This window comes from Shewanella sp. 0m-6 (assembly GCF_052977325.1).
Genome location: NZ_JBRIMD010000007.1, coordinates 128,974 through 147,430 on the forward strand (window position 1 = coordinate 128,974; position 18,457 = coordinate 147,430).

At 45.2% G+C, this 18,457-nt stretch carries 16 protein-coding genes and 1 pseudogene; 7 read left to right on the forward strand and 10 right to left on the reverse strand.

Annotated elements, in window-relative coordinates:
- Positions 1–131 precede the first annotated feature (131 nt).
- Together lptF and lptG are read left to right on the forward strand one after the other, a co-directional pair.
- The gene (gene lptF / locus ACVBJC_RS07745; RefSeq protein WP_447160300.1) at positions 132–1,247 is read left to right on the forward strand and encodes an LPS export ABC transporter permease LptF; all 1,116 of its coding nucleotides are present in this window, start codon (positions 132–134) and stop codon (positions 1,245–1,247) included.
- Complete coding sequence (gene lptG, locus ACVBJC_RS07750; RefSeq protein ID WP_447160301.1) at positions 1,244–2,302, forward strand: LPS export ABC transporter permease LptG; 1,059 nt, start codon at positions 1,244–1,246, stop codon at positions 2,300–2,302. Before lptF ends, lptG begins: the two co-directional genes overlap by 4 nt.
- A gap of 324 nt (positions 2,303–2,626) precedes the next feature.
- On the opposite strand, the gene ACVBJC_RS07755 is transcribed toward lptG, so the two are convergent.
- The 4 genes from ACVBJC_RS07755 to ACVBJC_RS07770 form a co-directional block, all read right to left on the reverse strand.
- Positions 2,627–3,136 carry an RDD family protein gene (locus tag ACVBJC_RS07755; RefSeq protein ID WP_447160356.1) on the reverse strand — a complete coding sequence of 170 codons (510 nt, stop codon included), beginning with the start codon at positions 3,134–3,136 and terminating at the stop codon, positions 2,627–2,629.
- Between the two features lie 71 nt (positions 3,137–3,207).
- The gene (locus tag ACVBJC_RS07760; RefSeq protein WP_012276091.1) at positions 3,208–3,462 is read right to left on the reverse strand and encodes a DUF2960 domain-containing protein; all 255 of its coding nucleotides are present in this window, start codon (positions 3,460–3,462) and stop codon (positions 3,208–3,210) included.
- A gap of 45 nt (positions 3,463–3,507) precedes the next feature.
- Positions 3,508–3,987 (reverse strand): GNAT family N-acetyltransferase, encoded by a 480-nt coding sequence (locus ACVBJC_RS07765; protein ID WP_447160302.1) that lies wholly within the window; start codon positions 3,985–3,987, stop codon positions 3,508–3,510.
- An 85-nt stretch (positions 3,988–4,072) separates the two neighbouring features.
- Entirely contained in the window at positions 4,073–5,557 is a 1,485-nt protein-coding gene (locus tag ACVBJC_RS07770) for a carboxypeptidase M32 (RefSeq protein ID WP_447160303.1), read from the reverse strand.
- 594 nt (positions 5,558–6,151) lie between these two features.
- Here ACVBJC_RS07770 and ACVBJC_RS07775 point away from each other — a divergent pair.
- A pseudogene (locus ACVBJC_RS07775) lies at positions 6,152–7,978 on the forward strand (S8 family serine peptidase).
- Between the two features lie 67 nt (positions 7,979–8,045).
- Here ACVBJC_RS07775 and ACVBJC_RS07780 read toward each other — a convergent pair.
- The 4 genes from ACVBJC_RS07780 to ACVBJC_RS07795 form a co-directional block, all read right to left on the reverse strand.
- Positions 8,046–8,684 carry a DUF2913 family protein gene (locus tag ACVBJC_RS07780; RefSeq protein ID WP_447160304.1) on the reverse strand — a complete coding sequence of 213 codons (639 nt, stop codon included), beginning with the start codon at positions 8,682–8,684 and terminating at the stop codon, positions 8,046–8,048.
- Between the two features lie 137 nt (positions 8,685–8,821).
- Positions 8,822–9,451, reverse strand: coding sequence for a peroxiredoxin-like family protein (locus ACVBJC_RS07785; protein WP_447160305.1), 630 nt, complete (start codon positions 9,449–9,451; stop codon positions 8,822–8,824).
- 155 nt (positions 9,452–9,606) lie between these two features.
- The gene (locus ACVBJC_RS07790) at positions 9,607–10,905 is read right to left on the reverse strand and encodes a DEAD/DEAH box helicase (protein ID WP_447160306.1); all 1,299 of its coding nucleotides are present in this window, start codon (positions 10,903–10,905) and stop codon (positions 9,607–9,609) included.
- A 194-nt stretch (positions 10,906–11,099) separates the two neighbouring features.
- Positions 11,100–12,887 carry an aminopeptidase P family protein gene (locus tag ACVBJC_RS07795; RefSeq protein ID WP_447160307.1) on the reverse strand — a complete coding sequence of 596 codons (1,788 nt, stop codon included), beginning with the start codon at positions 12,885–12,887 and terminating at the stop codon, positions 11,100–11,102.
- A gap of 268 nt (positions 12,888–13,155) precedes the next feature.
- Here ACVBJC_RS07795 and ACVBJC_RS07800 point away from each other — a divergent pair, with 268 nt between their 5' ends.
- From ACVBJC_RS07800 to ACVBJC_RS07815, 4 genes are all read left to right on the forward strand, one after another.
- The gene (locus ACVBJC_RS07800) at positions 13,156–14,343 is read left to right on the forward strand and encodes an MFS transporter (protein WP_447160308.1); all 1,188 of its coding nucleotides are present in this window, start codon (positions 13,156–13,158) and stop codon (positions 14,341–14,343) included.
- Between the two features lie 187 nt (positions 14,344–14,530).
- On the forward strand, positions 14,531–15,301 hold the full coding sequence (locus ACVBJC_RS07805; protein ID WP_447160309.1) for an ROK family protein: 771 nt from the start codon (positions 14,531–14,533) through the stop codon (positions 15,299–15,301).
- A gap of 403 nt (positions 15,302–15,704) precedes the next feature.
- Positions 15,705–16,922 carry a M24 family metallopeptidase gene (locus ACVBJC_RS07810; protein WP_447160310.1) on the forward strand — a complete coding sequence of 406 codons (1,218 nt, stop codon included), beginning with the start codon at positions 15,705–15,707 and terminating at the stop codon, positions 16,920–16,922.
- 67 nt (positions 16,923–16,989) lie between these two features.
- Positions 16,990–17,136 carry a hypothetical protein gene (locus tag ACVBJC_RS07815; protein WP_447160359.1) on the forward strand — a complete coding sequence of 49 codons (147 nt, stop codon included), beginning with the start codon at positions 16,990–16,992 and terminating at the stop codon, positions 17,134–17,136.
- Positions 17,137–17,206: 70 nt separating this feature from the next.
- On the opposite strand, the gene ACVBJC_RS07820 is transcribed toward ACVBJC_RS07815, so the two are convergent.
- On the reverse strand, positions 17,207–17,677 hold the full coding sequence (locus tag ACVBJC_RS07820) for an FKBP-type peptidyl-prolyl cis-trans isomerase (RefSeq protein WP_447160311.1): 471 nt from the start codon (positions 17,675–17,677) through the stop codon (positions 17,207–17,209).
- 122 nt (positions 17,678–17,799) lie between these two features.
- A complete protein-coding gene (locus ACVBJC_RS07825) occupies positions 17,800–18,426 on the reverse strand; it encodes a DUF1294 domain-containing protein (protein WP_447160312.1) in 627 nt (208 codons plus the stop codon).
- Positions 18,427–18,457: the final 31 nt, after the last annotated feature.

Consider the following 18,457-nt stretch of genomic DNA (forward strand, 5'->3'; position numbering starts at 1 on the left):
ATTTTCTTTTCAGGTGTTTTCCCTGGCCATGTTATGTACTTGTTGGTAACAAAACTACTAAAAGTAGACAGTCTACATGAAAGTTGTATTGATACCAGCATAAATGAACGTTTGGAGACCGGATCCTCACTGTGATTGTATTTAGATACCTGATTCGAGAAGTTTTTAAAGCGCAAATAGCGGTACTTTTGGTGTTGTTAGCTATTTTTATTAGCCAACACTTTGTCCGCGTGCTTGCTGATGCCTCTGACGGCGAATTTCCTGCCTCGTTAGTTATGACCTTACTGGGTCTTAACTTGCCGTTTCTTACTGTTTTGGTTTTACCGCTGAGTCTATTTTTGGGCATTTTATTAGCCCATGGACGTATGTATGCCGAAAATGAGATGGTTATTTTTCATGGGGTAGGGATCAGTGAGTGGTATATCACCCGAGTCACACTATTGCTTGCTGTGATGAATATGGTGTTTACCGCGTTCCTATCAATTTATGTTGCGCCTTGGGCTGAGGAGCAGCAAAACCAAGTGCTTGAACATGCCAAATCTGAAGCGGGACTGGCGGCATTAACCCAAGGACGTTTCCAAACGAGTCCAAATGGACGAGCGGTACTGTTTGTTGAGCGCATTGGTCGTGATAACAAGTTAGATAAAGTGTTTGTGGCTCAGTTGCCAGAACCGGATGATGAAACTGGCGTCGCCAATGTAGTCGTTGCGCGCTCTGGTAAAGTGGTTGAAGACGGAACGGGTGGCCAGCGTTTGCAGCTAGAAGATGGCGTGCAGTATCAAGGCAGTCCGAAACGTGTCGATTACCAAGTCGTCGAGTTTGGTGGCTATCAAATGCAGATTAAAGAACAAGAGGTTGATGAGCGGCGCCGTAAGTTATCGGCCATGCCAATTGGTCAGCTTATGGATATAGATAGCCCAGAAGCGACAGCTGAATTTCACTGGCGACTAGCAATTCCGCTGGCGATCCCATTGATGACCTTAATTGCAGTGCCAATGGCGCGCGTGAATAATCGTCAGGGTAAGTTTGCTAAGATGTTCCCGGCTATTTTGTTATATCTTGGTTACTTTGGTTTGATGGTTGCTGGCCGTAAATCCTTAGAAGATGGCGTAATCCCTCAGTATTTAGGCATGTGGTGGATCCATGCTTCCGCCCTGGTGATTGGCATATTATTGCTCGGTAAAGAGCGGCCGTTAGGGGCGAAGGTTACTGGCCTGTTTAAGCGTAAAAAGGCGGCCAAAGCATGAAGATCTTAGATATCTATATTGCTCGCGTACTGATTAGTACCTCTTCATTGGCATTATTAGTACTCACAGGTTTGTCAGGTATTATTAAGTGGGTCGACCAACTTCGCCTTGTGGGACGAGGCACTTACACCATGATGGATGCTGGTGTTTACGTGTTATTTTTGATCCCAAGAGATATTGAACTGTTTTTCCCTATGGCCGTTTTGCTCGGCGCTTTGATTGGTATGGGAATGCTCGCGTCAAACTCTGAGCTGGTGGTGATGCAGTCATCAGGACTTTCGCGCCTACAAATAACCATGTCGGCGATGAAGACGGCTATCCCATTGATGATCATCGTAATGATGCTCACAGAGTGGGTTGCTCCTGTAGCGGAGTTGCGCGCTAAAGAGATCAAGCGAACCAATATATCCGGTGGCAGTTTAATCGATTCTAATCGGGGCATTTGGGCTAAAGATGGTGACCTGTTTGTTAACATTGCAGGGGTTGTCGATAGCGATAGTTTGCGTAATATCACCTTGTATGAATTTGACAATACCACTAACTTAACCAGTACAGTGCATGCGGACTCAGCTGAATATAAGAAGAATTATTGGCAGTTATATGATGTCAGAAGAACCACAATTAACAATAATCAGGTAGTGCTAACTAACTTAGAGGAAGATAAGTGGATTTCGTCGCTAACACCGGAAAAACTCAGTGTGGTGTCGGTTAAGCCTGAATCTTTGTCAATTGAAGGTTTACTTGATTACTTGGATTATCTAAAGAGCAATAATCAGGCGTCAGAACGTTATGAGTTGGCCCTGTGGCGTAAGTTGCTGCAGCCTGTCACGGTCGCCGTGATGATGTTAGTGGCGCTTTCATTTGTATTTGGTCCACTGAGAACGGTAACGATGGGCGCACGGGTATTGCTAGGCGTTGTAGCCGGGTTTAGCTTCTATATCTGTAGTGAGATTTTCGGCCCATTGAGTATAGTTTATGGCTTGCCGGCGTTTATTAGTGCCGCTATGCCTGCATTGATTTTCAGTATTGGAGCGCTCTACTTTATCAGGAAGTAGCGATTTTAAATTAGCGTAATCAATCACGCTGACAACCGTTTTAGGAAGCTGATGCTCTACAGAGTATAAGCTGATAAAGCGCCATTAAAAAAGCCAATCAACACCGATTTTAAAGGGGTGTGATTGGCTTTTTTTGTGGGCGATTATCAAAGGCTTTAGAGAGTATGCTGTAAGTACCTGTGCTAACGTTCAGCACTGCTACTAGTACTTGTTACTGGCACTTAGCATTAGCACTCGACGTTTAGCAACCATTAGCCATTTCGTGCTGATTGGTATAAGGCGTAGCCGACAAATACTGATTAGCGCCTATCATTAAGCTGTGTATTACACGCCGTGCCAGTTACGCATTTGGTTTGCTTCTTTAGACAATTCGACAACTTCTGAGCGAGTCATCATATCTTGCAAGGCAAGCTTATCGCCATTGATAAGGATCCATAAGTTACCAATTCCAAGTAGTGACCAAACAAGTCTAGCGGCCGCAGTCACCATGCTAAGGTTTTGCCCATTAGGATGCTGGATTTTAAGGCGCCAAGCCCTCATCCCTAATGTTTGTCCCCCCTTGCTCCAAAAGCTGATATAAAACAGACCCACACATAGCACAATCCAAAACTGATAAATGCCTTTATATAGTGCAGTTTCATTAAGCAAGTCAGAGACGTGCTCAAACCCCGCCATATCGATTAGGCCACTGGCAGTTAAGCCGGTAAAAATACCGAAGCCAATCGCGCCCGCAACCATATAAACGGCAACAGCGAGAAGAAGATCATAAACACTGGCACCACAGCGCTTAATAAAGCTCGCGCGTGGAAAGTTGGCGTGTTCATTATTGGGCATATAAGAAGTCGTCATTTATATCACTTTTATTAGGTTTATTGGATGGTGATAAACAGTTACTGGCTCACACGTTATGACTTTTTCGGTTCATCTTTATGGTAGTAGATGTCACTAAAGCCAAAGCGTGCGAACTCTTTAGCGCGAAAGTCTTTAACAGCAGAGGAGCCTTTTGAGGTCATAGCAACTTGCTGCTCCATCATCAGGTATTGTGTTAAATCAACGCCTTCTGCTGCAGCTACTGCTTCGTAGATGTCATGAAACTTGTCGTAAGCAAAGTTAATCTCTTTTGCTTGGTTCTTAAATTTATAGGTGATTCTGGTTGCCATTTTTAGCTTCTCTAATGAAATTGCCCTTATGATACCAAATCTCGGCTATAAGGTATAAACCATATAGCAGGCATCCTCGGTATAGCTAGAAAGATCCTTTTCGATAGCCTTGCTCTGAAAGCCCTGTTTCGCCCAGTAATGGTGTGCGCCCTGAACGGCTACCAAAGAGATCGTTGCGTATTGCTGTAGCTTCGCAAAATTAACAAGGGCCGTTAGAGCGAGTCGACCCGCTCCTTTACCTTGAGCCTTAGATGAAAGAGCAATATCGTGCAAATACAGGGTATTTGCACCTTCTATCTCTGATAATACTTGCTCTAAAGAGGGCGGAGTATCGAGTATCCAAGGGTGTGATAAACAGTAACCTATCACTTGCGATTGTGACTCAATGACAAAGCAACTCTCTGGAGAGTGGAGCCACTTACTTTGCAAAACATCGAGTGATTCAGGCTCGATTTGCGGGTAGCACTCAAGTTGGATTGCTAGAATATTGCCCCAATCTAGAGGTTGGATCTGACGTAACTTCATACCGTGTCCTGTTAGTTGCCCTTACTTCCAGCACTTTGAACACAAGCGCTGGAAGAATGGCGGTAGCCTGTAATTTATAACTAGCTTAAAGGTAGCGTTGTTCTAAGTGCTTCTTAAAGTGTGCAGGATTAAGGGTTTCACCCGTTGCTTGACGCATCAAGTCGTTGGTCTCTAAAAGACTACCTTGCGACCAAACATTGTCATGTAACCAGCCGGTGACATCTGCGAGTTTTCCTGCGTCAATTAAGGCCTCTAAGTTACCGATACTTTGTTCCATTGCGCCTTTAAATTGGGCCGCGTACATAGCGCCTAGTGTGTAACTCGGGAAATAGCCAAGCTCGCCTACAGCCCAATGAATATCCTGCATACAACCATTCTTATAATCACCGTCAGTGTTTATTCCCAACAGCGCCTGCATTTGAGCAGACCAGAAGTCGGGTAAGTCTGCGACCGCAAGCTGACCTGTGACCAGGGCCTTTTCTGCTTCAAAGCGCAGCAAAATATGACAAGGGTAGGTCACTTCGTCGGCATCGACTCGGATGTGTCCCGGTTTGACTCGTGAGTAGATGTTTGTCAGTTGCTGGTGGCTTAGCTCGCAGCCAAGTAGTGTTGTTAAGTGTGGCTGAATAAGCTTTAGAAACGCAGGGCCACGGCCTAATTGCATCTCACAGAATAGACTTTGGCTTTCATGCAGTGCCATTGAGCGCGCAAGTCCAGCAGGTTGGCCGCGCCAGGCTAGTGGTAAGCCTTGCTCGTATTTAGCGTGACCCGTTTCATGCACTATACCCATCAATCCGCTGGTAAAGTCAGCCTCATCGTAGCGAGTCGTTAGGCGCACGTCACTGGCGACGCCACCACAAAAAGGATGGCTACTGATATCGAGCCTGCCATGGTTAAAGTCAAAGCCGAGAATATTCATTACCTCTCTGCCGAGCTTAGCTTGGTTATCAGCACTGGCAGTCGGAATAGTAAAACGGGGTTGTGACTTTTGCTTATCTTGAATCGTTTGAATTAAGCCTGGTAACCATGACGTTAATTGACCAAAGATTTGTTCGAGGCTAGCGGTGGTCATTCCGGGTTCAAATTTATCGAGGAGCGCATCGTAAGGGCTAACATTCTGTGCTTCGGCGCGAATATAGGCTTCCTCTTTGGCTAACTCCATAAGGCTTTCAAGATTAGGCTTAAAGCCTTGCCAGTCGTTATTACGACGTTGCTCACGCCAGGCTTGTTCACAGTGATAAGCCGCCTTAGTTTTGGCTTCGACTAAGTCTCCGGGAACCACGTTAGCTTGTAAGTACTGATAGCGAATTTCACGCAAGTTAGCTTGCTGCTGCACAGTGAGTGGCAACTGCTCAGCTTCCTCAATAGTGTGAGCTAACATTGGCGCTGTTTTTAATGAGTGAATATGTTTGGCAAGTTCGGCCATTGCCGCGCCGCGAGCGTCACCCCCTCCCATTGGCATCATGGCGGCCTGATCCCAATCACCTAACGCACTTAGATGCTCAAAATGGCTAATACTTTGAAAGTGTTGAGTTAAGGTTTCATAGTGCGGGTTTGTGTTGCTGCTCATAATGTTTATTTCGATCGAAAGGTTTACGGCTATGCTAGCACGTAATTTTGCGTCCATTAAGCGCTAAAAAGCTTAGGTATGTCTCCAGTCTATGCTGTCAGTAGATCCACTCGCTAATTTATCCATCCAGCGTGCCATGAGTCGAAACCATAACGGGAAGTCAGTCATATTGAGAGCTATTGAGGTAGAGGATGAGTCATTAGGTTTAGACTGATTTAGTCGTTTTTACTCGTAGCATTTTAAAAAACGCATAAATTATTTGTGCATATAAATTCGTTGTTTGTGCTTATTAAATGGATTGAGCTAACGGGTTTGTGTGCTGGGCTATTGTAGCTTAAGGGTCAAATAATTAAGTGAAATTATGTGACCTATCAGCCTCCTCCCCCCACCTCATACTTTTGAACTATTATTCAGTCCTACTTTAAGTTATCACTATAGCGCTTGTTAACGAATTGTTATCGGTGCGGGCGTGTGCTAGGTTTTATTTTGTGATTTAGTTGTTTTCACCAAAAAGAAATAATAAAAAAGTTTATAAAACTAAAAGCAGAGGGGGTCGCAGTGCTCGGTCTAATGTTTGAATTTTGGAGCAAAAATATGAAATTAACAAAAGTAGCTACGGCGTTAATCGCTTTATCTCTTGGCATGTCTGCAGGTGCTATGGCAAGTGAGCGATATGTTATTCAGGTCGATAATGATAAGAAAGGCGTGATTAAAGCTTTAGCTAAGAAAGTGGGGGGAGAGCTAAACCTAGAGGGCAATGGCTTTATTGCTGCGACATTTTAAGGCAAAGATTTAGCTCAGGTTAAAGGCCTATTAAATAACCCGCATGTTAGATTAGTCGAAGTGGATCAGCCCCGTTTCTTAATGTCATTTAGTGATGACTCAGGTAACCCAATGACGCAGCAAGTTACGCCATATGCGGTTAAGCAATCAAACGTCAACGATATTAGTTTTAATGCTAGTGCTGCTATGAAGGTCTGCGTTATTGACTCAGGCTTAGATAGAAGTAACCCTGATTTTGTTTGGAATAATATTGATGGTGATAACGATAGCGGCACAGGTAGCTGGGACCAAAATGGTGGGCCACATGGTACTCATGTAGCCGGAACAATTGGTGCTGCAGATAACAGTATTGGCGTAGTGGGCATGGCACCGGGTGTCGATATGCACATCATCAAAGTGTTTAACGCTGATGGCTGGGGGTATTCATCTGATCTTGCCCATGCAGCAAATCTATGTAGCCAAGCCGGCGCTAACATTATTAGTATGAGTTTAGGTGGTGGAGGCTCCAACTCTACCGAGTCTAATGCATTCCAATCATTCAGTGATGCAGGTGGTTTAGTGGTCGCTGCTGCAGGTAACGACGGTAATAGTGTTAGATCTTATCCCGCGGGCTATCCATCAGTCATGATGGTGGGCGCCAATGATGCTAATGACGCGATTGCTGACTTCTCGCAATTTCCAAGTTGTACGACAGGCCGAGGTAAAAAGCAGCGCACCGACACCAGTATCTGTGTCGAAATTGCTGCAGGTGGTGTCGATACCCTCTCGACGTACCCCGCGGGGATGGCGACGGCTTCAAATATGAGTGTTGATGGCAATCCGCTAGCCAGCTCAGCAATGGAGAACGCGGGTTCTATAAATGGCAGTACTTACTTCATGGGCACCGCCGAAGCAATCGATTCAGGTGCGAATGGGAAAGTATGTGTTATCGATCGCGGCGTTATCTCATTCCATGACAAGGTGCTCAATTGCGAAACCTCGGGTGGTGTCGGTGCGATTATCATCAACAATGAACCTAGCATGCTTTATGGCACGTTAGGTGATACAAACGCTACGTCAATTCCAGCGGTTGGCGCAGCATTTGAGGACCGAGCATTGGTCGTAGGGGCGGCGAGTGCTGAGCTCTCAATTGGCACATCTGATTACGGCTTTATGAGTGGGACCTCAATGGCGACGCCTGCAGTATCAGGTATCGCAGCACGGGTTTGGTCTAATCATAATCAGTGTACAGGTGAAGAGATCCGTGCGGCACTCAACGCGAGTGCTAGGGATTCTGGCGCTAGCGGCCACGATGTCTACTTTGGACACGGTATTATTAATGCAGAGGCTGCAGATACATACCTGACTGCAAATGGTTGTGCAGGCGGTGATGGCGGGGGCGATCCGGGGACGGGTGATGGACTGACCGTAACCACTAATCACTACAAGCAAAGAGGCGTTAAGATTGTAGAGCTGAACTTTAGTGGCGCAGCGGGTAACAATGTTGATGTTTACCGCAACGGTACTCAAATCGATACCGCCTCTAGTGCAGCGACCTATACCGACAGAATTACGACTAAAGGTGGCGGAACCTATACCTATAAAGCCTGTGATGCAGGAACATCAACTTGTAGCGCGGATGTCAGAGTCACTTTCTAAGTATTTATAATGCTACTCAACATAAGAAGGCCTGCAATTGCAGGCCTTTTTTATCGCTAAGGTGAGATTAAATCGGCTGTAAAATCGTCAGCGCAGGTTGCAGGTTTTTAGGCCAAATTTGATAAGCTTTATGGTGCTTAATCAATGAGGCTTTTTTATCACCTGGGCTCAACAATAAACCGTGTTGGTAAGCTGCTTTAGCGAATGTGGCTTCATCTGCACGCACGTATAAGGTAAGAGGTTTGATTAACTCATCACCTTGAATGCGTTGAGCCATCTGCTCATCTGAGATAATTAAGCTGTTACAGCCATCACTATCAAGTTTGAGCTTTTTGGTCACCTCTTGATCGGTAATGATTAACCACTCTTGGCTTTCTAGCTCAGCTAGCATGGCCTTAAGCGACTGGCCTAAACCCGATTGCTTGTCACTAATGTAGCTGTATTGAGCTTTAATTTTTTCTAGCAATGTTTTTAATTCGGCACCCGCCCCCATGCTGCGAGCCTGACGGATCCACAGGGTTAAATCATTGGCGACCAATTTTGAATAAGTGCGTTGCTTTAATGCGGTTACCATCCAGCTGCAAAGGAAGTGACTCTCAGCTGTAGGCGTTCTTACGCTACTACTTTTAGCGCTAGCTTCAGACAGTGCGTCTAGTCCTGCGATGGCGAACTCTAAAACAGCTTGGTTATAGGTGATATCTGACATTGTTTCTCCGCCGTGGTGATGTGATAAGTGAGACGGCGAGAGGATTATACCTAATGGCGTTGTAAGTATGAAATTTACTTGCTCGCTAAACGTATTTTTTCGATCGCTATCGGCGTTTAGCGAGCCGTTAATATCCATTATGGAATTAAACTGGCCGCAGTCATGATTAACTCTGGTGCCGGACGGACTCTAAAATTGGGGTTCACGTATTGAAAGTGTATTAAACCATCACTATCGGTTATATAGATGGCTGGTACAGGTAATACTAAACGTTGCTCACCCTGTGGTGTTTGCCATAGCTTATTTTCAAGTTTCAACTTGCTTAAATAACGATTGGTGACTTTCTCGCTAGTAAAATAAGCCAGACCAAATGCTTTACTGGCATGTAAGTCTGCATCAGATAATAAAGTGTATTTTAACTCATGTTCCGTCATCGACTCTTTAAGTTTAGCTGGAGTATCTGGCGAGATCCCAATCAGTTGAAATCCCATCTCAACCAGCTTAGGTTCAATCGCTTTGAGTTGCCCCATTTGTGAGTTACAAAATGGGCACCAACCACCGCGATAGAAAAATATCACACTTGGTTTACCTTGGGTGAGCTTGGCAAGATCAATGTTGCGATCATTAAGATCTTTAAGGCTAGCTGCCGGGATCGTTTGGCCATTCATCAGAGGCGTTACATTGAGCTCGTCGCTGGCAATAGGCTTAGCAAAAGTAGGTAAACAGAGCAGTAGTAGACTAATAGCTGCAAAGGTGTTTTTTAGCATGATTGTTCCTTTTCGTAGGCTAAAGATGGTACGTAGCTACCAGACCTTGAAAGTGTCACTTTAATTTCAATGCTGAAGGAATATGCATTTAGCGCAAAAAAGGCACCATTAGGTGCCTTTTTTGTTTATAAAATAATTCGATGTCCGTACTGCGATTATTTTATCTTCTTTATTTTTGCTGGTGATGCATTTTTTACCTTTACGCGGCGGCCTTGCATGTTTTTCTCTGCAATAACCTGTGCGCCAGCGTTATCGACACGCTGCTGTTTTTTAGCAAAACTGCGGCGTTTCTGTAGTTGTTTGATCAATAGATCGCGGCTACCCACTTCATAGCCAGGAATGCTAATGCGGCGCAGTTGCTGGCCAATTAACTTTTCAATATCGGCAAGAGTGCGCTCTTCTTCACGGCTCACAAAAGAGATAGCAACGCCTGATTTACCAGCACGACCTGTACGGCCAATACGGTGAACATAATCTTCTGCAAGGAAAGGCAGGTCGTAGTTAACTACGTACTCTAAGCCTTGAATATCAAGGCCACGAGCTGCAACTTCAGTTGCCACTAACACGCGCATCTTACCTTCTTTAAACTCACGTAGTGCACGACGACGGCTACCTTGTGCCTTTTCACCGTGAACAACCGCAGTTGGAATACCATCAAGGTTAAGCTCTTTTTCAAGTTTGTCGGCAGCGTCGCGAGTGGCAGTAAAGACGAGCACTTGTTGCCAGTTCTTTTTACCAATTAGCTCAGACAATAGTTCGCGCTTACGGCGCTGCTCAACAGGGTAAACTACTTGGCTAACAGTAACCGCGGTAGTGTTTTGCTTGTCGGCTGCAATGATATTTGGCTTAACCATCATAGTGTTTGCCAGCTGCTTTACTGCGGTAGAGAAGGTTGCCGAGAACAATAGGTTCTGACGCTTCTTATTGACCGCTTGCAGAATTTTTTGGATATCGGCACTAAAGCCCATATCTAGCATACGGTCGGCTTCATCTAAGACTAAAAAGTCGACGTTAGATAAGCTTAGGTTACAGGCAACGATATGCTCAAGTAGGCGGCCAGGTGTTGCGATAATAATATCTGCGCCGCGCTTTAGTTTAGTCGCCTGACTGTCCATTTTTACGCCACCTAAAATGGTGACGATTTTCATGTCGATGTACTTAGCGTAATCGTTAATATTGTCAGCGATTTGCGCAGCAAGTTCGCGCGTTGGGGTTAAAATTAATGCGCGAGCATTTGAGCGACCGGTCGTGCTTGGGTTATCGAGCATTTTTTGCAAGATTGGCAGCGCAAAAGCGGCCGTTTTACCCGTACCTGTTTGGGCACTAGCAAGTACGTCTTGTCCGCGACGAACGGCAGGGATCGCTTGCTGCTGAATTGGTGTCATTTTTTCATAACCACATTCAGAGATTGCACGCAAAATCTCGGGAGCAAAACTAAAAGATTCAAATCTCATGATTGAGGAGTCCTATGTTCAACAATTCAATTGCTAACAGGTAACGCTAGCAGCTATCTATACCATTAAAATGGCGGTGGCGGAGTATAGCAAACTTTTAGGTTAAAACCTGCACTTTTTAGTTGTAGGCCTAGGGAGTGGCATAAAAAAAGCAGCGCCTAAACGCTGCTTGTTAGTTCGAACAGATAAAATGATTAGATAGCCGTGGTCACTTTATTTAGCCAAGTTAAATCATCACCTTGCATAAAAGGCGATAGTTTATCTTTAACTTGTTGATGGTATTGGTTAAACCAGTTGACTTCAGACTCGGTTAAATACTGTTTGTCGATGAGTCGCGAGTCCATAGGGATAAAGGTCATGGCTTCAAATTCAAGCATTTCCCGTTCGCTATTGGTCAGTGTTTGGCATGGACGCACAGCGATTAAGTTCTCTAATCGAATACCGAACTCATTGGCGCGGTAATAGCCTGGTTCATTTGATAACACCATGCCTTCGAGTAGGGCAACGTTTGAGCGCCCCTTAGCGATGCCTTGCGGACCTTCATGCACACTTAAATAGTGACCTACGCCGTGACCGGTACCATGGTCAAAGTCAAAGCCATGCTGCCATAAATATTGGCGAGCAAAGGAGTCTAGTTGCATACCGCTAGTGCCTTTAGGGAACTTAGCTTGGTCAATTGCAATGTGACCTTTTAATACTAAAGTGACCATCTTCCTCTGCTCATCGGTAACATCTCCAATGGCAATGGTGCGAGTCACATCTGTGGTGCCATCTAAATACTGAGCACCAGAGTCGACAAGATAGATGCTGTTCATTGTCATCTGAGCTGGGGTGCCATTATTGTGGTTATAGTGACACATGGCGGCATTGGCGCCTGTGGCTGAAATCGTATCGAAACTCGGCTCCTGGTATAAGGGATCGCTTAAGCGAAAGCTTTCCAGTTTATCTGCAAGTACGGCTTCATCGTATAGGCGATTAGCGGCAACTTCGCGATCTAACCAAGCAAGAAAACGGCTTACTGCCACACCATCACGGATATGACAGGCTTTCATGCCTGCAAGCTCAGCCTCGTTTTTCTGCGCTTTAGGTAAGGCGACCGGATCGATCCCAGCGATAAGCTGTGCGCCCGCCGCCTGAGTTGTAAGTTGCAGCCAAGCGTTACAGCTCTCTGGGCTTGCCAGTACTTTAGTGCCGCTTAGTGTGGCAAGTTCAGCTGCCAATTCTGACTCATTTTTAAAGCTAACCCCTTCACCCACATGCTCGAGGATGTTTTCTGGTAGCTTGTTTGTGTCAGTAAATAACAGCATATCGCCATTGGCGTGCAGTAATGCCGTTCCTAACACCACAGGTAGGCATGGGATATCTTTGCCGCGAATGTTGAGTAGCCAGCAGAAAGAATCTAAGGCTGAAATAATGGCAATGTCGGCGCCCTGTTTTTTGACCTCAGCGCCAATGGTTTTGCGTTTCTCTAGGCTGCTGCGACCAGCACTTTGCGCGCTAAATAGCATGATAGGGTGGCTTGCTGGAGATGGTCTGTCAGTCCAGTGCAGATCAATTGGGTTCTGCTGGACCTGAGTGAGCTTTATTTGCGCTTTAGCAAGCTCGCTATGGGTGTGGTTAAACCAAGCTAGAGTATGCAGGCGGGCATCGAAGCCGACGTTAGCGTTCGTGCCAAGCTGCTCGATTAGCCACTGCGCCTGTGGTGTATCGTGTAGGCTTAAATACTCAAATAAATCGGCGTCTACTTGCTGGCGTACTTGCACGGTATAACGGCCATCGACAAAGATTGCCGCGCTGTCTTTAAGTATGATAATCGCGCCAGCTGAACCGGTAAAACCGCTGGCCCACAACATGCGCTCATTATGCTCTGGCACGTACTCGCCCAAGTACTCGTCGGCGCGTGGAATAATAAAAGCGTCCAGATTAGATTTAGCCATTTCAGTGCGAATCGCGCTGAGGCGTGCTGCAATAGTATTTGACATTCAAACTCCGTTATCAGCGTAAAAGCCGTGTTGTACTGGCTATAGGCTGTTTATTTTTGTACGAATTTAGCGCGGAGATTACCATAAAGCGCTTTTGCTTGGGAGGTTAAGAGCTGTAAATTTATCTGCGGGAGTCAGTATCTGTGTGAAGCTAATTGGACGAATTGTTTATTAAGCCAAGTGTTCATGCCACTATGGCTTAATATAAAAATTGGTTATAAACACAGCGCAATATTTACACTTTGCAGCATTAAGGAATACCTATTTTATGCCATTTAATGTTTGGATATTAATGCTAGCACAGGCATTTGCCATGAGTGCCACGCCTATGATGATGCTGCTCGGTGGCTTGATTGGCGCTGAAATTGCGCCATCACCTGAGTTGGCGACCCTGCCCATCGCCTCGATGGTGATAGGACTCGCCTTGTCTGTGCTGCCTGTCTCTAAGTTGATGCAGTGTTTTGGGCGTAAGCCGGTTTTTATCTGTGGCGCCTTAGTTGCGGCAATGTCTGGGCTGCTTGCGGCATTAGCGACATCTCAGCATAATTTCATTTTGTTCTGCGTTAGCGGCACATTACTTGGGGCTGCAGGTGCTGTGGTGCAGCAGTATCGATTTGCGGCTATGGAGTCGGTCAGTGAGGTTATGGCTGCGAAAGCAGCATCTAGAGTGTTACTTGGCGGCCTTGCTGCGGCAGTTATAGGACCCGAACTGGCTGTGTGGGGAACAACCGTCTGGCAACAGGCCTATGTTGGTGCGTTTTTGTGCCTAACCGTCGTTAGCCTCATTGCAGCGCTAATTTTAAGTTTCTACCGAGAGCCTAAACTCGAACAAGCCTTAGAAAATAAGACTGAAAAAGTTGATGCTAGACCGTTAATGAACATATTAAGCCAATCACAGATCTGGGTTGCCATTGCGGGGGCGACCCTAGGCTATGCCATGATGAGTTTTGTTATGACGGCAACGCCGCTGCATATGCATCATGTTGAGCATCACTCCCTCGCCGATACAAAATGGGTGATCCAAAGTCATATTATCGCGATGTATTTACCTTCGTTATTTAGCGGCATACTCATTGCCCGTTTAGGGGTATCTAAGATGATGTTATTGGGTCTTTGCGCTTACCTTATCACCATAGTGACAGCGATTATGGGGCGGGATCTACTTAACTACTGGGCTGCGCTAGTACTACTTGGTATAGGCTGGAACTTCCTATTTGTAGCCGGTACAGCCTTACTCCCACGCTGTTATAGCAAGAGTGAGCGCTACAAGGTGCAAGCATTTAACGACACGTTTGTATTTGGTGCGCAGGCGCTGGCATCACTCAGTGCGGGCTTAGTGATCCATAAGCTAGGTTGGAGCGTGTTACTGGTCAGCTGTTTGCCTTTGATAGCCGCACTGCTAGTCCTTATCGCTTGGTGGAAGTGGAGCCGAGTAAAAGCTGTATTTGATCAATAAGTGCTGAATTGAGCTTGAGCAATCTTGGGAAATCGTGTCGATAACTATAGAGTAATTGCTCAAGATTAACGCGGTTAACGTTTATTCTAAACCCCAGTGTAGGGTTGTAAGTCTTTATTATGTTAGAATTTTATTTGTTCGTGGGGATGGGTATTAGTCGTGGTATAACCGTGTCATTGGGGGCTGAGTGCAAACATTAACAATCGATATTAGTGGGTCGAAAGCCTTATTTGAGATAAAAATTCAAGGCCGAATCGAGCAGTACAAAATCGCTGTGGCAGATAGCTTTAACATAGATAGTTTAAATACTCAGATCATAGAGCTAGAGCAAGATTATGGCTTAAATGACTACGCGCTAGGCATTGCGCTTCCAGGGTTAGTACAGGAGCAGCAATTAGTTTCATGTCAGTCGTTACCCGGGCTTAAGGGCTTAAATGCCGATAAGTTAATGACTAAAGCTGCGCGTATACTGATTGCCAATGACTGCGATGCTGGCTTGCAGGCGCTGATAGACCCTAAGCAAGTATGTGAGCTACTCGTTATGTGCGATATGGGTATTGGTATGTCTATTGCGATTAATGGCGTACCTTTTACTGGTGCCTCTGGAATGGCTGGTGAATTGGGGCATTGTCGTTTGATGACCGAGTCGGGAGAGTTTAGTCTGGAGCAGCTATCGAGCGGCGCGGCAATCAAACGTCGCAATATAGTACGTAATGAAGATCTCGCTCGAGCTGGTGGTTATATTGGCACCAGCTTAGCTTGGGTTGTAAATCTATTTAACCCATCACGGATCCATCTTGCGGGGAATTTGATGAGCAACCCCCACTACTATCAAGGTTGCTTGGCTTCTATAAAAGAGATGGCTTTAGCGATCCCTATGGCACAAGTGAAAGTTAATCGTGTTGATGACCGCGAGACTATTGTTTGTCGTGGTTTAAAAGTGATGCTGGCTAAATAGTGTTTAGATGAATCAGACGCTACTGTCTGTGAATGGATGTGGCAGCATTTTTGGTGTCACGCTATTATTTCACTATCTTCATTTATTAGTCCTTTAATACAGTCCCTTAATACAGTCCCTTAATACAGTCCTTTAATACAGTCCCTTAATGTAGCTCTTTAATATAGCTCTTTAATATAGCTACTTAATTAAGTTCCTCCATGTTCCTCAAAATTAGTCCTCCTAATTGCGATCAAAACTGATTACTGGGATCGATAATTATTTGCATTTTGTCCTATTTATTACTGACGCTTTGTATATTTTATGCTAGAAAGTGGGTCATAAAAGTGTGTCATTGTCATTGGTTCAAATGAATGAGCCTTGTTTAGGTTTAAATATAAATAATTAAGTGAAGGGTAAGCATATGACCTTAGGTGTTGGCGGTTCTACCGCAGAGCAGGAATTAGCAAAATTAACGAATATGACTCAAGGTGTTGAGGCTATAAGTCGTGAAGAGTACCAAGCTCGTATCGCTAAAGCGCAAGCTATTATGAACGAGCAAGGAATTGCCGCTATTTACCTTAATGCAGGCACTAACCTTTACTATTACACCGGTACACGTTGGTATGCCAGCGAGCGTATGGTGGGGGCGATTCTTCCAGCTAAGGGATCGCTTGAATATATTGCACCAGCGTTTGAAGTTGATACCTTAAATGGTTACATGGTCATTGGCGGTAAAGTTAATACTTGGCAAGAAGATGAGAGCCCGTTTGCATTGTTCGGTAATGTACTGGCGAACATGGGGATTGATTCGGGTAATATCGGTATCGATGAGTCTGCTGCGTTCTTTATTTTTGATGGTGTGCGTCAAGAGCACCCACAGTATAACTATGTCAACGCTAAGCCTGTTACTGCGGGTTGTCGTATGATCAAGTCGGCTGTAGAAATAAGCCTGCTACAACGCGCTAAAGATATGACAATGGAAGTGCATAAAGCGGTAGCGCGTATTTTGCATGAAGGTATCACCACTAGCGAAGTGGAAGCCTTTATCAATGCTGCACATATTAAGGTTGGCATTCCTGCAGGCTCTTACTTCTGTATCGTGCTTTTCGGTGAAGACAGTGCTTACCCGCATGGCGTTAAATCGCCAAAGGCGCTAGAGCTTAATGATACGGTATTGATTGATACTGGTTGTCAGCTACATGGCTACAACTCAGATATTACTCGAACCTACGTATATGGTGAGCCTAGCCCACGTCAACGTGAGTTGTGGCAGTTTGAGCAAGACTCACAAATAGCTGGGTTTGAAGCTGCGCAAATAGGTGCAACCTGTGCCAGCGTTGACCGCGCAGCGCGTGATGTACTAGAAGCTGCTGGTTTTGGCCCTGGTTATGATGTACCGGGTCTGCCACACCGTACTGGTCATGGGGTTGGTTTAGATATTCATGAATGGCCTTATTTGGTACTGAACGATCACACTCCACTTGCAGCTGGTATGTGTTTCAGTAACGAGCCAATGCTGTGTGTACCAGGCGAGTTTGGGGTACGTCATGAAGACCACTTCTATATGACTGAGAATGGCCCAGTTTGGTTTACAAAGCCAGCTCACTCAATTGACGACCCATTTGGCTACGAAGCGTAAATTGCTAAGCTAGATTATCAAAGAGTCATCAAAGACGCCTCGTTATAAGTAATGAGGCGTCTTTTTTATGTCGCAAGGGTTATGTGTACCGGGTAAGTTTGGCGTGCGCCATGAAGACCATCTATTTATACAAGAGTATATGACAGAGCAAGGCCCTGTGTGGTTCACAAAGCCAGCGCACTCAATCGACGATCCGTTTGGCTACGAAGCGTAACGTTTCAAATGAATGTCAAAAAAAAGCCCGAATGTTTATGCATTCGGGCTTTTTTATGATGATTCATTCTTTAATCGATACTGATAAGTTCAACATCAAAGATCAGGGTTGAACCTCCTGCGATTTTGCCTGCACTGCGGTTACCGTATGCCAATTCACTTGGTATAAAGAAACGCGCTTTCTCACCAACCACCATCAACTGTACGCCTTCGGTCCAGCCTTTGATTACACGGTTAAGTGGAAAGGCAATGGGCTCTCCACGATCAACTGAGCTATCGAAAACAGTGCCGTCAATCAAGGTGCCATGATAATGCACGGTTACAGTATCGCTTGCTTTCGGGTGCACAGTGCCAGTACCTGGTTCAAGCACTTGATATTGCAGGCCTGAAGCTGTGGTTGTTACGTCATCTTTTAGTTTGTTATCGGCTAAGAAAGCACTGCCGATAGCGATATTCTCTTTGGACGCCTTTTGGTTATTCATAGAGGAGAAAAAGTAGAAAACAACACAGGCAATAATCACAACAGCTAAAATAACTTTCATTTTTGAATCACTTTGGTTTGATTAGACACTCATGATAACGAATCCCTCTCTAGAGGTAAATCCGTGCAGAAAATCGTGGTTAAGCAGAGCTTAATTGGGATGCAAACCTTAAGTTTACTCACTTAAGTCAATAGTGCTGTTAATATCTTTGAATAAACAAGGTAAATCAGCCCGAGATTTAAGCTGATAGTAAGCCATAAGATAAACTTAAACCGACCTTTAGATGACTTGTGCCTGAGCCATTGTTGAGCCAGTAGTGCTCCTGGCCAGCCGCCTAATAAGCTTAATAGGTGTAGTTTAAATTCGCTGACGCGCCATCGATTTTTACGTGCTGAACGCTTATCCCAGCCGTAGGCGATAAACGTCACAAGACTTGTAATGATAAAATAGAGCAAAAGCCAGAGTGGGATATGTTGTTGTGAGTAACCGAAGCTCAAGATACAGATAAAGCTTAGGGCGACTCCAATGCTGAAGCGACTGCGTGAACTGGTGAACTTTCGGCTAGGTTTGACCTCGCCTGTACTCAGCAATTGCACTCGCTGGGCTTGTAATTTGCCTTGTCTATCTTTGCTCTGGTGAAACTGGACTCGATTGCCCGCTTGTGGCCGTGGGCTGTTATTGACGAGGGCTGAGATGTGTAAAAATACTTGCAGTTTTTGCCCTGGGATTTGGATAAAGCCAAAGCCCTTAGTATCATCCCAACTGTCTATTGTGCCACGTGTTATGCCTACTTTTGTCATCGAGTTCATTTGCTTCTATTGGCAGGACGATTGTTGAGTT

Excerpts from the sequence above, each read along its gene's own strand:
- ACVBJC_RS07770 (WP_447160303.1), bottom strand. The coding sequence starts at position 5,557 with ATGAGCAGCAACACAAACCCGCACTATGAAACCTTAACTCAACACTTT.
- ACVBJC_RS07760 (WP_012276091.1), bottom strand. The coding sequence starts at position 3,462 with ATGGCAACCAGAATCACCTATAAATTTAAGAACCAAGCAAAAGAGATT.
- ACVBJC_RS07800 (WP_447160308.1), top strand. The coding sequence starts at position 13,156 with ATGCCATTTAATGTTTGGATATTAATGCTAGCACAGGCATTTGCCATG.
- ACVBJC_RS07785 (WP_447160305.1), bottom strand. The coding sequence starts at position 9,451 with ATGCTAAAAAACACCTTTGCAGCTATTAGTCTACTACTGCTCTGTTTA.
- ACVBJC_RS07820 (WP_447160311.1), bottom strand. The coding sequence starts at position 17,677 with ATGAAAGTTATTTTAGCTGTTGTGATTATTGCCTGTGTTGTTTTCTAC.
- ACVBJC_RS07815 (WP_447160359.1), top strand. The coding sequence starts at position 16,990 with ATGTCGCAAGGGTTATGTGTACCGGGTAAGTTTGGCGTGCGCCATGAA.
- ACVBJC_RS07795 (WP_447160307.1), bottom strand. The coding sequence starts at position 12,887 with ATGTCAAATACTATTGCAGCACGCCTCAGCGCGATTCGCACTGAAATG.
- ACVBJC_RS07810 (WP_447160310.1), top strand. The coding sequence starts at position 15,705 with ATGACCTTAGGTGTTGGCGGTTCTACCGCAGAGCAGGAATTAGCAAAA.
- ACVBJC_RS07765 (WP_447160302.1), bottom strand. The coding sequence starts at position 3,987 with ATGAAGTTACGTCAGATCCAACCTCTAGATTGGGGCAATATTCTAGCA.
- ACVBJC_RS07780 (WP_447160304.1), bottom strand. The coding sequence starts at position 8,684 with ATGTCAGATATCACCTATAACCAAGCTGTTTTAGAGTTCGCCATCGCA.
- ACVBJC_RS07825 (WP_447160312.1), bottom strand. The coding sequence starts at position 18,426 with ATGAACTCGATGACAAAAGTAGGCATAACACGTGGCACAATAGACAGT.
- ACVBJC_RS07790 (WP_447160306.1), bottom strand. The coding sequence starts at position 10,905 with ATGAGATTTGAATCTTTTAGTTTTGCTCCCGAGATTTTGCGTGCAATC.
- lptG (WP_447160301.1), top strand. The coding sequence starts at position 1,244 with ATGAAGATCTTAGATATCTATATTGCTCGCGTACTGATTAGTACCTCT.
- ACVBJC_RS07755 (WP_447160356.1), bottom strand. The coding sequence starts at position 3,136 with ATGCCCAATAATGAACACGCCAACTTTCCACGCGCGAGCTTTATTAAG.